Source organism: Nocardioides iriomotensis (assembly GCF_004168035.1).
Taxonomy (GTDB): domain Bacteria; phylum Actinomycetota; class Actinomycetes; order Propionibacteriales; family Nocardioidaceae; genus Nocardioides_B; species Nocardioides_B iriomotensis.
On the sequence record NZ_SDPU01000010.1, the window covers coordinates 125590 to 143546 of the forward strand.

General features: G+C 73.7%; 16 protein-coding genes. 3 read left to right on the top strand and 13 right to left on the bottom strand.

Annotated elements, in window-relative coordinates:
• Positions 1-20: 20 nt before the first annotated feature.
• The 6 genes from topA to ETU37_RS03395 all read right to left on the bottom strand — a co-directional run bounded on the left by topA (position 21) and on the right by ETU37_RS03395 (position 8552).
• Positions 21-2717 (bottom strand): type I DNA topoisomerase, encoded by a 2697-nt coding sequence (topA, locus tag ETU37_RS03370; RefSeq protein ID WP_240755525.1) that lies wholly within the window; start codon positions 2715-2717, stop codon positions 21-23.
• 163 nt (positions 2718-2880) lie between these two features.
• Positions 2881-3588: a hypothetical protein gene (locus ETU37_RS03375; RefSeq protein ID WP_129985452.1), complete on the bottom strand. Its 708-nt coding sequence runs from the start codon at positions 3586-3588 to the stop codon at positions 2881-2883.
• A 54-nt stretch (positions 3589-3642) separates the two neighbouring features.
• Entirely contained in the window at positions 3643-5115 is a 1473-nt protein-coding gene (locus tag ETU37_RS03380) for a DUF7059 domain-containing protein (protein WP_129985453.1), read from the bottom strand.
• Between the two features lie 102 nt (positions 5116-5217).
• A complete protein-coding gene (locus tag ETU37_RS03385) occupies positions 5218-7539 on the bottom strand; it encodes a sodium-translocating pyrophosphatase (RefSeq protein WP_129985454.1) in 2322 nt (773 codons plus the stop codon).
• 254 nt (positions 7540-7793) lie between these two features.
• Positions 7794-8207, bottom strand: a complete 414-nt coding sequence (locus tag ETU37_RS03390; protein ID WP_129985455.1) for an ATP-binding protein — start codon at positions 8205-8207, stop codon at positions 7794-7796.
• Between the two features lie 6 nt (positions 8208-8213).
• Positions 8214-8552 carry an anti-sigma factor antagonist gene (locus tag ETU37_RS03395; RefSeq protein ID WP_129985456.1) on the bottom strand — a complete coding sequence of 113 codons (339 nt, stop codon included), beginning with the start codon at positions 8550-8552 and terminating at the stop codon, positions 8214-8216.
• A 179-nt stretch (positions 8553-8731) separates the two neighbouring features.
• On the opposite strand from ETU37_RS03395, the gene ETU37_RS03400 reads away from it, so the two are divergent.
• Both ETU37_RS03400 and ETU37_RS03405 read left to right on the top strand, forming a co-directional pair.
• Entirely contained in the window at positions 8732-11095 is a 2364-nt protein-coding gene (locus tag ETU37_RS03400) for a DEAD/DEAH box helicase (RefSeq protein ID WP_276319664.1), read from the top strand.
• Between the two features lie 102 nt (positions 11096-11197).
• A complete protein-coding gene (locus tag ETU37_RS03405) occupies positions 11198-11680 on the top strand; it encodes a hypothetical protein (RefSeq protein WP_129985457.1) in 483 nt (160 codons plus the stop codon).
• Here the strand turns inward: ETU37_RS03405 and ETU37_RS03410 are convergent.
• From ETU37_RS03410 to ssd, 7 genes are all read right to left on the bottom strand, one after another.
• A complete protein-coding gene (locus tag ETU37_RS03410) occupies positions 11668-12027 on the bottom strand; it encodes an Rv3654c family TadE-like protein (RefSeq protein WP_129985458.1) in 360 nt (119 codons plus the stop codon). The two genes, ETU37_RS03405 and ETU37_RS03410, sit on opposite strands and share 13 nt — an antisense overlap.
• A complete protein-coding gene (locus ETU37_RS03415) occupies positions 12024-12434 on the bottom strand; it encodes a TadE family type IV pilus minor pilin (RefSeq protein WP_129985459.1) in 411 nt (136 codons plus the stop codon). Before ETU37_RS03415 ends, ETU37_RS03410 begins: the two co-directional genes overlap by 4 nt.
• On the bottom strand, positions 12434-12649 hold the full coding sequence (locus ETU37_RS03420; protein WP_240755526.1) for a DUF4244 domain-containing protein: 216 nt from the start codon (positions 12647-12649) through the stop codon (positions 12434-12436). The genes ETU37_RS03415 and ETU37_RS03420 overlap by 1 nt, the downstream gene beginning before the upstream one ends.
• Before the next feature lie 143 nt (positions 12650-12792).
• Positions 12793-13539 (bottom strand): type II secretion system F family protein, encoded by a 747-nt coding sequence (locus ETU37_RS03425; RefSeq protein ID WP_129985460.1) that lies wholly within the window; start codon positions 13537-13539, stop codon positions 12793-12795.
• Positions 13536-14348: a type II secretion system F family protein gene (locus tag ETU37_RS03430; protein ID WP_129985461.1), complete on the bottom strand. Its 813-nt coding sequence runs from the start codon at positions 14346-14348 to the stop codon at positions 13536-13538. Before ETU37_RS03430 ends, ETU37_RS03425 begins: the two co-directional genes overlap by 4 nt.
• A complete protein-coding gene (locus tag ETU37_RS03435; protein WP_129985462.1) occupies positions 14345-15508 on the bottom strand; it encodes a TadA family conjugal transfer-associated ATPase in 1164 nt (387 codons plus the stop codon). The genes ETU37_RS03430 and ETU37_RS03435 overlap by 4 nt, the downstream gene beginning before the upstream one ends.
• Positions 15505-16575, bottom strand: a complete 1071-nt coding sequence (gene ssd, locus ETU37_RS03440) for a septum site-determining protein Ssd (protein ID WP_129985463.1) — start codon at positions 16573-16575, stop codon at positions 15505-15507. The genes ETU37_RS03435 and ssd overlap by 4 nt, the downstream gene beginning before the upstream one ends.
• A gap of 442 nt (positions 16576-17017) precedes the next feature.
• Here ssd and ETU37_RS03445 point away from each other — a divergent pair, with 442 nt between their 5' ends.
• Complete coding sequence (locus ETU37_RS03445; RefSeq protein ID WP_129985464.1) at positions 17018-17842, top strand: HAD family hydrolase; 825 nt, start codon at positions 17018-17020, stop codon at positions 17840-17842.
• Positions 17843-17957 lie beyond the last annotated feature (115 nt).

The window sequence follows — 17957 nt, forward strand, 5'->3', positions numbered from 1 at the left end:
GGTCAGCGTAGGGCGTCGGGTCAGGACTTCTTCGCGGCCTTCTTCGTGGTCCTCTTCGCGGCGGACTTCTTCGTCGACGACTTCTTGGCCGTCGACTTCTTGGCGGCCGACTTCTTCGTCGTCTTCTTGGCCGCCTTCTTGGCGGGGCCCTTGGCCCGGCGCTCGGCGAGCAGCTCGGCGGCACGCTCGATCGTGATCGTGGCCTGGTCGTCGCCCTGGCGCAGCGTCGCGTTGTACTCGCCGTCGGTGACGTAGGGGCCGAACCGGCCGCCCTTGACCGTGACCGTCTGACCGCTCGCCGGGTCGGTGCCGATCTCCCGCCCGGGGTCGGCGGCCGCGCGGCCGCGCCGCTTGGGCTCGGCGTAGATCTTCAGCGCCTCCTCCAGCGAGATCGTGAGGAGCTTCTCCTCGGAGTCGATCGAGCGGGAGTCGGTGCCCTTCTTGAGGTACGGGCCGTAGCGGCCGTTCTGCGCGGTGATCTCGTCGCCCGACTCGGGGTCGGTGCCGACGACGCGCGGCAGGGTCAGCAGCTTGAGCGCGTCCTGCAGCGTGATCGTGTCGAGGGTCATCGACTTGAACAGCGAGCCGGTGCGCGGCTTGGCGCCCTTGGGCGCGTCCTCCGGCAGGACCTCGGTGACGTAGGGGCCGAAACGGCCGTTCTTCGCCACGATGGGCAACCCGGACTCGGGGTCGTCGCCGAGGTGCGTCTCCTCGCCGGCCGGGTTGGCCAGCAGCTCCTTGGCCTTCGCGGGCGTGAGCTCGTCGGGGGGCAGGTCCTCGGGGACGTTGGCGCGGGTGCCGTCCTCGGTCTCGATGTAGGGGCCGTAGCGGCCGACCCGCAGGTCGATGCCGTCGTCGATCGGGAACGTCGCCAGCTCGCGGGCGTCGATCTCGCCGAGCTCGGAGACGAGCTTCTTGAGGCCCTCGACGTCGCCGCCGCCGAAGTAGAACTTCGCGAGCTCGTCATTGCCGACGGCACGACCGGCCGCCACCTCGTCGAGGGTGTCCTCCATGACCGCGGTGAACTCGTAGGACACCAGCCGGGAGAAGTGCTCCTCGAGCAGCCGGATCACCGAGAACGCCAGCCACGCCGGCACCAGCGCGGTGCCCTTCTTGTAGACGTAGCCGCGGTTGAGGATCGTGCCGATGATCGAGGCGTACGTCGACGGCCGGCCGATCTCGCGCTCCTCGAGCTCACGGACCAGGGTCGCCTCGGTGTAGCGCGCCGGCGGCTTCGTCTCGTGGCCGGCCGCGCGCACCGACGCCGCCGACACCGCGTCGCCCTCGGACACGGCGGGGAGCCGGGTCTCGCGGTCGTCGGACTCGGTGTCCGGGTCGTCGCTGCCCTCGACGTACGCCTTGAGGAAGCCGTGGAAGGTGATCACGCGGCCGCTGGCGGAGAACACGACGTCCTCGCCGCTGCTGGCGCCGCCGCCGAGGCGGATCGTCACCGAGCGGCCCTCGGCGTCCTTCATCTGCGAGGCGACGGTGCGCATCCAGATCAGCTCGTAGAGGCGGAACTCGTCGCCGGTGAGGCCGGTCTGCGCGGGCGTGCGGAAGTTCTCGCCGGCCGGGCGGATCGCCTCGTGCGCCTCCTGGGCGTTCTTGACCTTGGAGGTGTAGGTGCGCGGTTTGTCGGGGACGTACTCCGCGCCGTACAGCTCGGTGGCCTGCTGGCGGGCCGCGGCGACGGCCGACTCCGACAGCGTCGTGGAGTCGGTGCGCATGTAGGTGATGAAGCCGTTCTCGTAGAGCCGCTGCGCGATCGACATCGTCCGCGAGGCGCCGTAGCCGAGCTTGCGGGAGGCCTCCTGCTGCAGCGTCGTGGTGCGGAACGGCGCGTAGGGCCTGCGGGTGTAGGGCTTGGACTCGACCGAGCGGACCTCGAAGGCCGTGTCGTCCAGCGCCGACGCGAGGGCCTCGGCGCGGCCGCGGTCGAGGTGCACGACGTTGCTGCTGTCCTTGAGCACGCCCTGGGCCGTGAAGTCGGAGCCGCGGGCCACCCGGGCTCCGTCGACGGAGTGCAGCTTGGCCGGGAACATCCGCTCGTCGTGGCCGGCTCCGGCGTCGAAGGTGCCCTCCAGGTCCCAGTACGACGCGGTGCGGAACGCCATCCGCTCCCGCTCCCGGTCGACGACAAGACGGGTCGCGACGGACTGCACCCGGCCGGCCGACAGGCCGGACATGACCTTCTTCCACAGCACCGGGGAGACCTCGTAGCCGTAGAGCCGGTCGAGGATGCGCCGGGCCTCCTGGGCCTCGACGAGGTCCATGTCGATGTCGCGGGGGCTCTCGACCGCCGCGAGGATCGCCGGCTTGGTGATCTCGTGGAACACCATCCGGCGCACCGGGACCTTGGGCTTCAGCTCGTCGAGCAGGTGCCAGGCGATCGCCTCGCCCTCGCGGTCCTCATCCGTGGCGAGGTAGAGCTCGGAGGCGTCCTTCAGGAGTCCCTTGAGCTTGGTCATGTGGGACTTCTTGTCGCGGGAGACGACGTAGTAGGGGGTGAAGTCGTTGTCGACGTCGACACCGAGGCGCGCCCACGGCTGGCCCTTGATCTTGGCGGGCACGTCGGCAGCGCTCTGCGGGAGGTCGCGGATGTGCCCGATCGACGACTCGACCACGTAGTCGCCGCCCAGGTAGCCGCCGATCGTCTTCGCCTTCGCGGGCGACTCGACGATCACCAGCTTGCGCCCGGCGCCGTTGTTCCCTGCCACGTCCTGTCCTGCTCCTCGTCTCGCTGCGTCCCGGCCGTACCCAGGCCGGAGTTCCGCGCCAGACACGGTAACGCGCCGTGTCAACGGGGAATGCCCAGTGTCCGCGGGGCAGCATGGCACGCCGGAGGCGCCCGGGCCGCGATGTGGCCCCGGTCACGTCGGGTCACGCGGTCGGCGAGAACGACGCCTGGAGGCTCTTCTTCTGCAGCCGCGCGAGCTTCTCGACCAGCCTGGTGTCGGGCTTTCCGCCCCGGCGGGCGCCGATGACCCGGACGTAGACGTTGCCGACGGCGTAGGCGATCTCCATCGAGGTGTAGGGACCGTTGTCGCTCTTCCCGTGGCGGATCTGCCCGACGGCGTCCTCGACCGTGCGCACGGTGTAGGACTCGGCGTCGTCGTCGCCGAACATCATGCTGCGCAGCATGGTTGCGCCGCCGTTGTCACGGGTCTCGAAGAGGTAGACGTGGATCCACCGGTCCTCGGCGCGGTTCTCGGCGTAGACGTGGAAGCCGCGGCGCATCCGGCTCATCCGGAAGTCCTTGAGGACCCTTTTGTCCCCGCCGTAGAAGTTGCGCACGTAGCGCGGCAGCGTGAACGACCCGGTGTCGCCCCCGAGGTCGGTGGGATCGTCGTCGTCCCGGGGCAGGAACCCGGGCGGCACCAGCACGACGTCCCCCAGCGGTCCCTGCACCCGGCCGTCCTGGGCGGGGAGGGGCAGGTTGCTCGGCTTCGGCTCGCTCGGCGAGGGCGAGGCGTCGCTCTCCGCCTGCGCCTCCGGTGCCGCGGAGCCGGCGCCGCAGCCGGCGCCCGAGACGCCCAGCGCGAGGACGGTGGTGAGGGCCGCGGCCCGACGTGCGACGTGCCTGTCCATGTGATCCCCCGATCGACGCGACCTCTGTGCTGGAGGGATGCCCCGAACGGAGGGTCAGGAAACCGTGAGGAACCCGTCGGCCACGAGTCGGCGGACCTCGGGCTCGTAGGTCCCGCGCAGCTCGGCGGCGTCGCGGTCGAGCAGGGTGGCCAGCGCGTCGAGGATCTGCCCGACGGTCAGGTCGCCGTCGCAGGCGCCGACGAGGCCCGCGAGCACGGTGTCGGCTTGGTGCGCGCGGCGCATTCCCCGCTGCTGGCGCAGCACGATCGTCTCGGGGTCCTCGGCGCCGGGAGCACCGGTCGCCTCCTGCCGGACGTCCTCGCGGCGCACCAGCCGGACGCCGGCCAGGTCGGGGTTCGCGGCGAGCGCGTCGTCCCGGCGGGCGCGGGCGGCGACCTCCGGACCGAGCGGCTGCTCCACGTCGTACGGCCACTCCTCGAGGTGCAGCACCGGCTCCCGCTCGACCCGACGGAGGTTGAGCCAGCCGAACCCGACCGCCTCGATCCCCTGCTCGGCGAACCAGGCCAGCCAGGTGTCGTAGCGCGATGCGTAGTCCTGGTCGCCGTGCACGCCGGCGTCCTTGAGCCACAGCTCGACGTACTCCGCCGGGTCGGCGACCTCACGCTGCACCACCCAGGCGTCGACGTCCTGGCCCGCGACCCACCCGGCCACCCGCTCGCGCCAGTCCACGCCCCTGCGGTGCACCCAGTTGGCGAGGACCTGAGCCCGGCCGCCGGGGCTCAGGTGGTCGGCGGCGCCGGAGACGACGCGGCGGACCATCTCGTCGCCGGGCAGGCCGGAGTCCCGGTATACGAGGCGTCGGCCGGTGCCCGGGGAGACGACGAACGGCGGATTGGTGACGATCAGGTCGAACCGCTCGTCGCCGACGGGCTCGTACAGGCTGCCGGCCCGGTCGTCGATGCGGACCCCGTTGAGGGCGGCGTTGAGCCGGGCCATCCGGAGCGCGCGCTGGTTCACGTCGGTGGCCACGACGTGCCGGGCGTGCTCGGCGAGGTGCAGCGCCTGGACGCCGCAGCCGGTGCCGAGGTCGAGGGCGCGCTCGACCGGCTCGCGGACGGTGAGCTGGGCGAGCGTCGAGGACGCCGAGCTGATGCCGAGGACGTGGTCGTCGCCCACCTTCATCCCGCCCCCGTCGAGGCCGGGAGTCAGGTCGCTGACCACCCACCATCCCCGGGTGTCGTCGGCGTAGGGCCGGACGTCGACGCGGGCTCGGACCTCGCCGATGCTGCGCTCGAGCAGGCCGGCGACGCAGAGGGGGTCGACCAGGCCCGGGAGCGCGGCCTCGAGGTCGGCGGCGGGCACGACGGCCTGGAGCAGCCAGAGCCGGACCAGGGTCGACAGCGGGCTGCGGTCGCGGGTGGCGCGCAGTCCCGGCGTGGTCTCGTTGCGGGACAGCGCGCGGTGGGCGACGGGTCCGAGGAGGCCGGCGACGCCCTCGTAGTGGTAGCCGGCCTCGACGAGGTCGTCGCGCAGTCGCTCCACGTCAGCGGTCGAGAGCAGGTCCACGGCTCCCGACTCTATGACCTCGGCAGCGGGACCGGTCAGTCCGCCCGGGACACGGCGAGGGGCCGCCTCCCCGCGGGAGACGGCCCCTCGTGTGGCGCTGGGTCAGGCGGCCTTGACCTCGGCCGGCTCGGACGCGCCGATGGCGACCGGGCGGCGCTTGGACACGTACACCGCCACGGCGATCACACCGGCCGCGGCGAGCGCGATCGCGACCCGCAGCACGGTGTTCTCACCCTCGCCGGCGCTCAGCTGGACGATGGCCGCGGCGATCAGCAGCGAGACCAGGTTCATCACCTTGATCAGCGGGTTGATCGCGGGGCCGGCGGTGTCCTTGAACGGGTCGCCGACGGTGTCGCCGATGATCGTCGCCTCGTGGGACGGCGAGCCCTTGCCGCCGTGGTGGCCGTCCTCGACGAGCTTCTTCGCGTTGTCCCAGGCACCACCCGCGTTGGCGAGGAAGATCGCCATCAGCGTGCCGGTGCCGATCGCGCCGGCGAGGTACCCGGCCAGCGGGCCAACGCCGAGGCCGAAGCCCACGGCGATCGGCGCGAAGATCGCGAGCAGGCCCGGCGTCGCGAGCTCACGCAACGAGTCGCGCGTGCAGATGTCGACGACCCGGCCGTACTCCGGACGACCGGTGCCCTCCATGATCCCGGGGATCTCCTTGAACTGGCGGCGCACCTCGAACACGACCGCACCTGCGGCGCGGCCGACGGCGTTGATCGCCAGGCCGGAGAAGAGGAACACGACCGACGCGCCGATGAGCAGGCCCACGAGCACGTTGGGGCTGTAGACCGCGGTGAGGAACGAGTCGCCCACCTGCGTCACGCCCGCCTCACGGAGGGCTTCGGTGATGGCGCCGGTGTAGGAGCCGAACAGCGCGGTCGCGGCGAGCACGGCCGTCGCGATCGCGATGCCCTTGGTGATCGCCTTGGTGGTGTTGCCGACCGCGTCGAGCTCGGTGAGGATCTGCGCGCCCTCGCCGTCGACGTCGCCGGACATCTCCGCGATGCCCTGGGCGTTGTCGGAGACCGGGCCGAAGGTGTCCATCGCGACGATGACGCCGACGGTGGTCAGCAGGCCGCAGCCCGCGAGCGCGACCGCGAACAGCGAGATCGCGACGACGCCGGAGCCGAGGAGGAACGCGCCGTACACGGCCGCCCCGATGACCAGGGCGGTGAACACCGCGGACTCGAAGCCGACCGACAGGCCGGACAGGATGACGGTGGCCGCGCCGGTGAGCGAGGTCTTGCCGACGTCCTTGACCGGACGGTGGTCGGTGCCGGTGTAGTAGCCGGTGAGCGACAGGATGATGGCCGCGAGCACGATGCCGATCAGGACGGCGATGATCGCGATCATGCGGGGGTTGCCGTCGTAGTCAGCGAGAGCGGCCGGCACGCTGGTGAGCTCGGCGAAGGTGGCGGGCAGGTAGGCGAACGCGGCGATCGTGCTCAGCACCGCGGACACCGCCGCGGAGATGTAGAACGAGCGGTTGATCGTCTTGAGGCCGTTCTCGCCCGGGCGGGGCTTCGTGATGTAGACGCCGAGGATCGCGGTCAGCGCGCCGATGGCCGGCACGATCAGCGGGAACACGAGGCCCTCGGCGCCGAACGCGGCCTTGCCGAGGATCAGCGCGGCGACCAGGGTCACGGCGTACGACTCGAAGAGGTCGGCCGCCATGCCGGCGCAGTCGCCCACGTTGTCGCCCACGTTGTCGGCGATCGTCGCGGCGTTGCGCGGGTCGTCCTCGGGGATGTTGTTCTCCACCTTGCCGACGAGGTCGGCGCCGACGTCGGCCGCCTTGGTGAAGATGCCGCCACCGACTCGCATGAACATCGCGAGCAGCGCCGCACCGAAGCCGAAGCCCTCGAGCACGGTCGGGGCGTCGTTCCTGTAGATCAGCACGACGAGTGCCGCGCCCAGCAGACCGAGGCCGACGGTGGCCATGCCGACGACGCCACCGGTGCGGAAGGCGATCCTCATGGCCGGGTCACGGCCCTCGTCACGCGCAGCGGCCGCCACCCGGACGTTGGCCTTGACCGCGAGCGACATCCCGAAGTAGCCGATGGCTGCGGAGAATCCCGCGCCCACGAGGAAGAAGATGGAGCGGCCGATCTTGACGTCGAGACCGCCGTGCGCCGGCAGCAGGAACAGCAGCACGAACGCTGCCACGGCGAAGATGCCGAGCGTGCGGAACTGGCGCCCGAGGAAGGCTGCTGCACCCTCCTGCACCGCCTGGCCGATGCGCTGCATGTTGGTCGTGCCCTCGCCGGCTGCGAGTACCTGCCTGCGGAACATCATCCCCATGACCAGCGCGACGACCGCGATGGCGAAGACGACGATGACGAAGCTCAGGTTGCCGCCGGACAGGTCCACGGTCGCAGCCTCACCGCCGGTCTCGGCGGCAAAGATGTGCCCGGACATACGTCCTCCTCCGATTGGGCCCGCTCGGGTACCCGTCGTGAATGGGCGCGCACATCCGGCCTGGCCTCGACCAAGGGGATGCCGACAGGCGTGACCTGCCTCACGCGCGATTCGGTGAGCCGGAGTCTACGCACGAAGTAGGGCCGTGGCGGCACCAGGTGTGTGGCATGGCCCACATTTCTTGCCATCCGGAACTCTCGTGGCTTGCGAGACGTCCTGGTCCGCGCTGCGGGGCGGCGTGCGGTGCGCGTGGATCAGGCGGCGCGCACGGGCCACGACATGGTGAGCGTCGTGGTGTCGCCCACGTGGGCGATCGCGAGGTCGTCGATGAGCCCGCGCAGCAGCGCCCAGGGCTCCACCCCGTCGACGTCGGAGTCGGGCTCGTCGTCGACGTGGACGTGACCGGTCGCGACGACGTCGACCACCAGCCGGCCGTCCACCGCCAGGGTCACGGTGACCGGGCCGCTGTCGGAGGCGGGGTCGGCCACCATCAGGGCGCACGCCTCACCGACCGCCAGCCGGACCTCCTCGACGAACTCCTCGTCCTGGCTCGCCCGCCGAGCCACCGCGGCCGCGATCAGCCGCACGGTGCGGACGAGGGCAGGGTCACGAGCGATGGCGACGGTGATTCCCGTCCCCGTGCTCGGGGAGGTGCGTGTGGCCCCCATGGCGGGTCAGTGCTCAGCCAGCGCGTCGGCCTGCGAGCCGTGGATCACGAAGACCTTGGCGAGGCCGGTGATCCGGAAGATCTTGAGCAGCCGCTCCTGGTTGCAGATGAGGCGCATCGAGCCGTCGTGCGCACGCACCTTCTTCAGGCCACCGACCAGGACGCCGAGACCGGTCGAGTCGAGAAAGTCGACCTTCTCCATGTCGATCACCAGGTTGTACTCGCCGTTGCCGACCAGCTCGGTGATCTTGTCGCGCAGCTTGGGTGCGGTGTAGACGTCGATCTCGCCGCCGACCTCGATGATGGTGTGACCACCCTCGTGGCGCGTATCAAGTGACAGGTCCACGCCCTACTCCCTCGATCAGTTGCCGTTCACACGGGTCGGGGCCGACCCAGTGGCCGTCCCCCACGGGTGCATTCAATCATGCACCCCCTCGGCACACCGGTCACTCTGCCAGATTCCGAGCTCACCGTGCAGCGCCTGACCCCCGAAACCGCGTCGGTGGGCTTTGCCAGACTCACGCCGTGTCCCCCAATCGCTCACCGAGCGCCGTCGACGTGCTGCGCCGGCTCGCCGAGCGTCCCCGCCGCGGTGGCGGGCCCGACACGGACGCCGAGACGACCCGGCTCACGCACCTCGAGCTGCTGCCTGCGCGTCCCGGTGCCCGGGTGGACTGGCCCGGGTGGCTGCCGTCCCCGCTGCGCGAGGCGTGGCAGGCGCGCGGCATCGAACGGCCCTGGGCGCACCAGGCGCAGGCCGCCGACCTCGCTCACCACGGCGCCCACGTCGTGCTGTCGACCGGCACCGCGTCCGGCAAGTCGCTCGGCTACCTGATGCCGGCGCTGACCTCCGTGCTCGGGTCACGGGACCGCTTCGGCCGGCGCGGCGCCACCGTGCTGTACCTCTCCCCGACCAAGGCGCTCGCGCAGGACCAGCTCACCTCGCTGCGCGCGCTCGACGTGCCCGGGCTCGCGGCCACCACCCACGACGGGGACTCGAGCCGGGAGCAGCGCGAGTTCGCCCGCGACCACGCGGAGTACGTCCTCACCAACCCCGACATGCTCCACCACTCGCTGCTGCCGGGGCACCAGCGCTGGTCGCGCTTCCTCGGCTCGGTCGCCTTCGTCGTGGTCGACGAGTGCCACCACTACCGCGGCGTGTTCGGCGCGCACGTCGCGCAGATCCTGCGGCGGCTGCGCCGGGTCTGCGCCTTCCACGGCGCGTCACCCACGTTCGTGCTCGCGTCCGCCACGGTCGCGGAACCCGACGTGTCGGCCTCCCGCCTCGTCGGGCTGCCGGTCACCGCCGTGAGCGACGACGCCTCCCAGCGCGGCGAGGTCGCGCTCGCGCTCTGGGAACCGGCGTTCTCGTCGCTCCTCGGCGAGCACGGCGCTCCGGTGCGACGCCCGGCCACCGCCGAGACCGCCGACCTGCTCACCGACCTGGTGGTCGACAACGTCCGCACGCTCGCGTTCGTCCGGTCCCGGCAGGGCGCCGAGTCCGTCGCGATGACGGCCCGCCGGCAGCTCGAGGAGGTCGAGCCCGGTCTCGGCCGCCGGGTCGCCGCCTATCGCGGCGGCTACCTGCCCGAGGACCGTCGTGCCCTCGAGGGCGCGCTGCGCGCCGGCACGCTCCTCGGCGTCGCCGCCACCAATGCCCTCGAGCTCGGCATCGACGTGGCCGGCCTCGACGCCGTCGTCATGGCCGGCTTCCCCGGCACGCGGGCCGCCCTGTGGCAGCAGGTCGGCCGGGCCGGACGCGCCGGGCAGGACGCGCTCGGGGTGCTGGTCGCGCGCGACGACCCGCTCGACACCTATCTCGTGAACCACCCCGAGGCGCTCTTCGGCCGGCCGGTCGAGGCCAACGTGTTCGACCCCGACAACCCCTACGTCCTCGGCCCGCACCTGTGCGCCGCCGCCGACGAGCTGCCGCTGACCGAGCAGGACCTGCCGATGTTCGGGCCGCTCGCGCGCGCCGGCGTCGACGCCCTCACCGAGGCGGGCATGCTGCGCCGGCGCGCCCGCGGCTGGCACTGGACCGACCGTCGCCGCGCCAGCGACCTCGCCGACATCCGCTCCTCCGGCGGCGCGCCGGTCCGGCTCGTCGAGGCCGGCACCGGGCGCCTCGTCGGCACGGTTGACCAGAGCTCCGCGCACGCGACGGTCCACCAGGGCGCGGTGTACCTGCACCAGGGCGACACCTACGTCGTCGACTCGCTCGACCTCGACGACGGGGTCGCCGTGCTCCATCCCGACGACCCGCCGTACTCCACGAGCGCGCGTGACATCACCGACATCGCCATCACCGGCCGGCGGGAGCACGTGGCGTGGGGACCGGCCGAGGTCGCGACCGGCACGGTGCGCGTGACGCACCAGGTGGTGTCGTACGTGCGCAAGCAGCTGCGCACCGGCGAGATCCTCGGCGAGGAGCCGCTCGACCTGCCCGAACGCATCCTCGAGACCAGCGCGGTGTGGTGGACGCTGCCCGACGACGTCCTGGAGGAGGCGGGCTTCGCCGGGCGCGACCGGCCGGGCGCCGCCCACGCCGCCGAGCACGCCTCGATCGGGCTGCTGCCGTTGTTCGCGACGTGCGACCGGTGGGACATCGGCGGCGTCTCGACCGCTCGTCACCCGGACACCGGCATCCTCACGGTCTTCGTGTACGACGGACATCCCGGAGGCGCCGGGTTCGCCGAGCGCGGCTTCCGCGCGGCCGCCGAGTGGCTCACCGCGACCCGGGAGGCCATCGACGGGTGCCAGTGCCTCGAGGGCTGCCCGTCGTGCGTGCAGTCGCCCAAGTGCGGCAACGGCAACAACCCGCTCGACAAGGCCGGCGCCGTGGCGATGCTCGACGTGCTGCTGCGCCACGCTCCGCGCACGTCGTCCTGATCCGCGGACCCGTCCGGGCATGGCCGGTCGTGCGAACGGGAAGGACCTAGACGACGGTCGTACGAGGGCTATCGTGCGAACCACCACCGAAAGGGCCTCACCATGCTGGTGCTCGGACTGATCCTCATCCTCCTGGCCGTCGGCCTGCTCGTGGCGTTCCTGTCGTCGGGCACCCAGCCGGTCACCTTCGACAGCGGCGTCTTCGACGTCACGATGAACACGCTGACCATCTACCTCCTCGGCGCCCTGACCCTGCTCCTGCTCGTGGCCGGTCTCGCGCTGCTGCGGGGTGGCACCCGGCGCGCCGCGCAGCGACGCAAGGAGCGCAAGGAGCTCGCGCGCCTGCAGAAGGAGCGGACCGAGCGCGAGGCGGCATCCGTGCCTGCGGCCGAGACGCGCACCGACAGCACCGACACCGCCACCGCGCCCACCACGGCGACGACCGGCACGACGACGGCGACCGACCCCGGCCCGGCGGCTGGGTCTCACACGGCCGGGACGCCCGGTTCGTCCGACGCGTCCACCACGACGACGACAGAGACCACGCCGCCCACGGAGCCCGGCCAGCACCGTCAGGGCACCTGAGCAGGACCGGCCCGCGCGGAGGCGCGCACCTCGACCTCTCGCCCGAGTGCCTGGGGACCGGCGCGGCTCAGCGTGACGACCAGCTCCTGGTCGGCGACGTCGCAGCGCCGTAGCGTCGCACCGTTGCGGCGGGCGATCGTGCCGGCCGCGGCGCAGCCGTCGTCGCCGCGCTGGAGCGCGGACGCCCCGGCGAGAGCGGCGAGGTCGGCAGCCGCCTGGACCCGGCGCTGGGAGACGAGCACGCCGCCCTGGAACGCGAGGACCAGCGCGGCGAGCAGGAGCAGGCCCACGAACGGGGTGATCCAGACGGCGGAGCCGCGGTCGCCGCGCGCGTGGCGGCCGGTCACTGCTGCTCCCGGGCCGCCACGGCCTCGGCGCGCACCGTGACGTCCGGGAGGAACGCCAGGAGTCCGCCGGGCCCGCCGACAGCGGCGGACACCTCGACGGTCACGTCACTGCTGCCGCCGCCGACGGCGAAGTCGGCCCCGGCGGGTGCCACCCGCCGGCCGAGCTCGAGAGCGGTGGCGCGGGGCTCGTCGCGGGCCAGGGCGCGGGCCACCTCGCGCGCGGCGTCGACGGTGCGCGTCTGGGCGGCTGCCAGGGCCAGCAGCCACACCAGCGCGATGGTGAGGGCGGCGAGGACCGGCATCACCATCACGGCCTCCGCGGTGGCGGCACCCCGCTCGGTGCGCCGCCCCGGGCCGGGGGCGCGCAGCAGGCACGCCCCCGACTCGGTCCTCGTGGGTCGCTGCATCAGCCGAGGCCGATGACCTTGAAGATCAGCTCGAAGAGCATCTTCAGCAGGTCCTGCCCCCAGTCGCTGGTGAGCAGCTTGATCAGCACGGCGGCGAGGCCGCAGCCGGCCGCCGTGACGACGGCGTACTCGGCGGTGGCGACACCGCGCTCGTCGAGCCGGGCGGCTCGACGGGCCATCCGGTGGTGCAGGCGGGCGACGGGTGCGTGGGTCATGACTACCTCCTCGATGAGCCCGGCCGGGTGGCGCGGGCGGTGGGTGTGACACCGACTCTCGTCGTGGTGGCGGCGGCGCGCGGCGCGTGGGTCGGCGACTGGGGACGAGGCCGCGCGGGGCGCTGCTGGGGACGGGTTCGGGCTCACGGGAGGGTCACCACCGACAGGGATCCGGCGACCAGCGGGACGACACCGAGCAGGACGAAGGCGGGCATCAGGCACACCCCGAGAGGGAGCGCGGCGCGGACGCCGACGGCGCGGGCACGGGCCTCGGTGCGGCTGCGCGAGGCGAGCCTGAGGTCGTCGGCGTGGGCGGCCATGGCGTCCGCGACGGAGGCGCCGCTGTCGACGGCGCGGAGCACGGTGCGGCCCCAGCCGCCGAGCTGGGGGTGCGCGGCGACCTCGCGCCACACCACGACCGGATCGGCCCCGAGCCGCAGCCGCGCGGAGATCTGCTCGAGCTCGTCGCGCAGCGGTGGGTCCAGGACACGGGCGACCTCGTCGAGCGCCGCGCCAGGCGCCTGCCCGACCGCGAGGCAGGAGGCGAGCAGGTCGACGGCGAGCGGGAGCGCGTCGTCGATCGCCTCACGGCGGCGGCGCTCGGCCCGAGGCTCCATGCGGCTGACCCACGTGCCCACGGCGAGCCCGACCGCGGCACCGACGACGACGCCGGGCGGACCACCGAGGAACAGGGCGACGCCCAGACCGGCGAGGGCGCCGGCCAGCAGGGCGGGCCGGGGCCGACGCGGTCGCGGCGGGGAGGCGCCCGACCCGGGTCGGGCGGTGACAGCGACCGGGGTCGCGGCGCGAGGCCAGGCGAGCAGGATCGCTGAGGCGGCGAGGACCGCCGCCACCAGGGCGAGGACGGCGGAGGCCGGCGGCGCGGTCACCGCGACCCCACCGAGCCGGCGATCCGGTCGATCCAGGCGAGACCGGCGACGACGAGGAGGACCCCGGCGAGGAGGCAGCCGGCGCCGACGGGCTGTTCGACGAGGAACCGCCACGGGGTGGCACCGATACCCGAGGCCATCGCCAGGGTGCCGAGCGGGAGCAGGGCCACCAGCCGCGCCGTCGCGCGGGCGGACGCGAGCTCGCCCGCGACGAGGGACGCGGCGTGGTCGCGGGCGCGGGCCGAGGCGACCACCTGGCCGAGCGACGAGGCCAGGGCGGCGCCGGAGCGGGCGGACACCTGCCAGGCGGCGGCGAGGTCGACGAGGCCGTCGGCGCCGGGGCGTCGGCCGAGCTCGCGCAGCGCCGTGGGTACGTCGGAGCCGAGACGCGCGGCCGCCACGGCCGGAGCGAGCTCGGGCCAGATCTCGGCGGCCCGCGTGAGGGCGTGCAGCGGCGGTCGGCCGGCCCGGAGCTCGCCCGCCATCGCCTCCCCCACCTCGACGACGAGCGCGCGGCGCCGGGCGCGGTCCCGGTCGGCACGGCGCTGATGCACGGCCAGGACGACGCCGGCCAGGCAGACCGCCCCGGCGAGCCCGGCGACGAGCCGGGGGCCGTCGAGCAGCGTGAGCCCCGCACCGGAGGCGGCGACCGCGACGGCCACGGTCAGGGGCGCGGCACCCCCCGCGCGGCTCGGCCGTGTCGCGCGGCCGGCGTCCGGGTCGCGGTCCGCACTGGGGGGCGCCGGGAGCAGCAGCAGGACCGCCAGGCCGGCCAGGATGGCCGCGACCAGCGCGAGAGGCACGGTCATGACGGGAGCCGGGCGTCGAGCAGCACTTGGAGGGCCGCGCCGCCCGGCCCCTCGCGGGTGCGGCCGTCGACGGTGCCCGCGGCCGGGACCGCGCGAACGACACCGTCGCCGTCCCGCCGGAGGACCGCGACCTCGGCGAGGGCGCGACGGCCGCCGCGGTGCCGGTCGCGACCGAGGTGGACGACGACGTCGACGGCGGCCGCGAGCTGGGAGTGCACCGCGGCCCGGGGCAGCCCGGCCGCCATGCCGAGGGCCTCGATGCGGGCCGGGACGTCGGCAGCGGAGTTGGCGTGGAGGGTGCCGCAGCCGCCCTCGTGGCCGGTGTTGAGGGCCGCGAGCAGGTCGGCCACCTCGGCGCCGCGGACCTCGCCGACCACGAGCCGGTCGGGACGCATGCGGAGGGCCTGGCGGACGAGGACGTGCATGGGTACCTCGCCCGCGCCCTCGACGTTGGCCGGCCGGGTCTCGAGCCCGACGACGTGGGGGTGGTCGGGGCGCAGCTCGCTGGCGTCCTCGACGAGCACCATCCGGTCGCCGGACGGCACGAGGCTCAGCAACGCCGAGAGCAGCGTGGTCTTGCCGGTGCCCGTGCCGCCGCTGACCAGGAACGAGAGCCGGGCGGCGACGATCCGGCGCAGCAGTCCGGCGGCGGGCCGGTCGAGGGCGCCCGCGTCGACCAGCTCGTCGAGGGTGAACACGCGACGGCGGGGCACCCGCAGCGACACGGTCGTGCCGGGCCTGGCGAGCGGGGAGAGCACCGCGTGGAACCGCGTGCCGTCGGGCAGCCGGAGATCTGCGTAGGGCGTGGCGTCGTCGAGGCGCCGGCCACCCGCCGCGGCGAGACGCTGGGCGAGGCGACGGACGGCGCCGTCGTCGGGGAACCGGACGGACGTGTGCTCAAGGCCGGCGCCGCGGTCGACGTAGACCGCGTCGGGTCCGTTGACGAGGACGTCGGTCACGCCGTCGAGGCGCAGCAGCGGCTCGAGCGGACCGGCGCCGAGGACGTCGGCGCTGAGCCGGTCGTGGACCTCGAGGACGGCGGCGTCGCCGACGGGGCTGCCGCGCTCGCGCAGGGCGGCCGCGACGCGGGCGGGTGTGAGCTGGGCGCCGTCGCGGGCGAGGCGGGCGCGGACCGCGTCCACGAGCGCGTCGTCCGTCATCGCCGTCCTCCCAGTGCACGCAGGACGTCACGAGCGGCGGTCGCGAGCGGACCGCGCGAGGACCGCCCGCCCGGGACCGGGCCGAGACCGAGGTCGACGTGCTCGACGACGCGGCGCCGGGTCGGGTAGTCGGCGAGCAGGGGCAGGTCGAGCGCCCCGGCGACGCGGACCGGGTCGACGGCCCCGGCCGACGTGCGCACGACCACGCCGCCGACCCGTTGCCCGGTGCCCAGCCGGGAGGCGACGCGGGCGGCGGAGGCGACCCCGGACACGGTCGCGTGGGCGAGCAGCACGACGGCGTCGCAGCGCGACAGGGCGGTGCCCGCCACGGACCCGTCCTGACCGACGGCGGTGCGGGGCAGGTCGAGGACGAGCACGTCCGCACTGCGCTGGGCGGCCGCGAGGACCTCGCGCACCACGGCGTCGTCGGGCTGCTCGACGAAGCCACCGCCGAAGCCGAGCAGGGCAAGGCCGTCACGCGCCGGGAGGGCATCCCGCAGGGCACGGGACCCGAGCCGTCCGTGCGCGGCGAGCAGGCCGTCCCAGCGCACGCCGTCGATCTCGTCGTAGCCGAGGAGCCGGCCGAGCCCTGGCCCCCACGGGTCGAGATCGACGAGGACGGCCGGCGCGCCTCGTGCTGCGACCTGGCCGAGCGCGGCCGCGAACGTGCTCGCACCCGCCCCGCCGGAGCCGGGCAGCACGCCGATCGTGAGCGCCGTCGCGCTGGACCCGTCGGCGACGTCGCCGAGCAGCTCCACCAACCAGGGCTCGGCCGCCGGCAGCTCCACGACGTCGCGCGCGCCGACGGCCACCGCGTCGCGGAACACCCGGTCGGGCAGCGGACCGGTGCCCACCACGTGGACGTCGTCGTGCCGGACCGGCTGGTGCGGCGCGAGCTCGGCGGCCGCGTCGGGGCCGACGAGCACCAGCGCAGCCGACGACCACGACCGCAACGCACTGGCCGGGTCGGGGGCGACGTCGAGCGTCACGCCGGCCGCGGCGGCGAGCCGGAGCAGGTCGCCGAGCAGCGCGTCGTCGCGGGTGGCGAGCAGCACGGGGAGGTCCATGAAGCGACGATCCCCGGCAGTGCCCTCGGAGGGCGGCGCGAGGCGAGAGCCCTGTGGAGAAAGGGGATTCGAGGCGACCTGGGGACGAAGTCCGGCGCGGCAGCGGTCGTGCGGCGGGCCCAGGAAAGGGGGCGGCCCCCGGTCGGGGGGGTGACCGGGGGCCGCAGGAGTCAGACTCTGGGGGGCTGAGCCTGACCCTCACCAGCGACTGGGGGGATGCCGCTGGGAATCGTGGGAGCATGGCAGTCCGCACTGCCGGAACTCGGGGACCGGTTGATGGTAGCGCGTCCTTTACTCGCTGTCGCCCTCACTATGCTCGGGTCGACACTCCCCCGGCGACGTCCGGTGCGCGCACCGCCGAACCGGCACGCTACGCGGCCACCTGCTCCACCGGCGACCGGGGGTGAGCGCACGGGGTCGTCGACACGGCAGGAGGCAACACATGGGTCCTCGGGCAACCGGGCGCCCGGCCGCGTTCTTCGACCTCGACAAGACGATCATCGCCAAGTCGAGCACGCTCGCGTTCAGCCGGTCGTTCCAGGCCGGCGGCCTGATCTCGCGGCGGGCGGTGCTGCGCAGCGCCTACGCGCAGTTCGTCTACCTCGTCGGCGGCGCCGACCACGACCAGATGGAGAAGATGCGCGAGTTCCTCTCGGAGCTCTGCGCGGGCTGGGACGTGCAGACCGTGCGCGACATCGTCGCCGAGACCCTGCACACCATCGTGGACCCGCTGGTCTTCGACGAGGCGGTGTCGCTGATCGAGGAGCACCAGCTCGCCGGCCGCGACGTCGTGATCGTGTCCGCGTCGGGCGCCGAGGTGGTGGAGCCGATCGGCGAGATGCTCGGCGCCGACGGCGTGATCGCCACGCGCATGGAGATCGTCGACGGCAAGTACACCGGCGCCATCGAGCACTACGCGTACGCCGAGAACAAGGCGACCGCGATCCGCGCGCTGGCCGACGAGAAGGGCTACGACCTCAAGCGCAGCTATGCCTACAGCGACTCGATCACCGACGTCCACATGCTCGAGATCGTCGGTCACCCGCACGCCGTCAACCCCGACAAGGAGCTGCGGCGTCAGGCGACGACGCGCGGCTGGCCGGTCCTCGTGTTCACCCGGCCGGTGGCGCTGCGCAGCCGGATGCGGCTGCCGCTGTTCGCCGACGGCAGGCCGACGCTCGCCGCACTGGCCCTCGGGACGGCGGCCGCGGTGGGCGGCGCGGTGTACGTCGCGGCGCGCCGTCGGGTCGCGAAGGGGCTCTCCTGAGGCCGCGTGGACGGCCCCTAGACCAGTGACGCGGGATCCGCCGTAGCCGCACCTAGACCATCGCGGCCAAGGGTTGTGGCACGCGGAAGGCGCGGGCTACAAAGGAGGACAACAA

Bases quoted from the DNA above. Each gene is read 5' to 3' on its own strand.
- ETU37_RS03375 (WP_129985452.1), bottom strand. From the start codon at position 3,588: ATGGACAGGCACGTCGCACGTCGGGCCGCGGCCCTCACCACCGTCCTC.
- ETU37_RS03385 (WP_129985454.1), bottom strand. From the start codon at position 7,539: ATGTCCGGGCACATCTTTGCCGCCGAGACCGGCGGTGAGGCTGCGACC.
- ETU37_RS03390 (WP_129985455.1), bottom strand. From the start codon at position 8,207: ATGGGGGCCACACGCACCTCCCCGAGCACGGGGACGGGAATCACCGTC.
- ETU37_RS03405 (WP_129985457.1), top strand. From the start codon at position 11,198: ATGCTGGTGCTCGGACTGATCCTCATCCTCCTGGCCGTCGGCCTGCTC.
- ETU37_RS03415 (WP_129985459.1), bottom strand. From the start codon at position 12,434: ATGCAGCGACCCACGAGGACCGAGTCGGGGGCGTGCCTGCTGCGCGCC.
- ETU37_RS03420 (WP_240755526.1), bottom strand. From the start codon at position 12,649: ATGACCCACGCACCCGTCGCCCGCCTGCACCACCGGATGGCCCGTCGA.
- ETU37_RS03430 (WP_129985461.1), bottom strand. From the start codon at position 14,348: ATGACCGTGCCTCTCGCGCTGGTCGCGGCCATCCTGGCCGGCCTGGCG.
- ETU37_RS03435 (WP_129985462.1), bottom strand. From the start codon at position 15,508: ATGACGGACGACGCGCTCGTGGACGCGGTCCGCGCCCGCCTCGCCCGC.
- ssd (WP_129985463.1), bottom strand. From the start codon at position 16,575: ATGGACCTCCCCGTGCTGCTCGCCACCCGCGACGACGCGCTGCTCGGC.
- ETU37_RS03445 (WP_129985464.1), top strand. From the start codon at position 17,018: ATGGGTCCTCGGGCAACCGGGCGCCCGGCCGCGTTCTTCGACCTCGAC.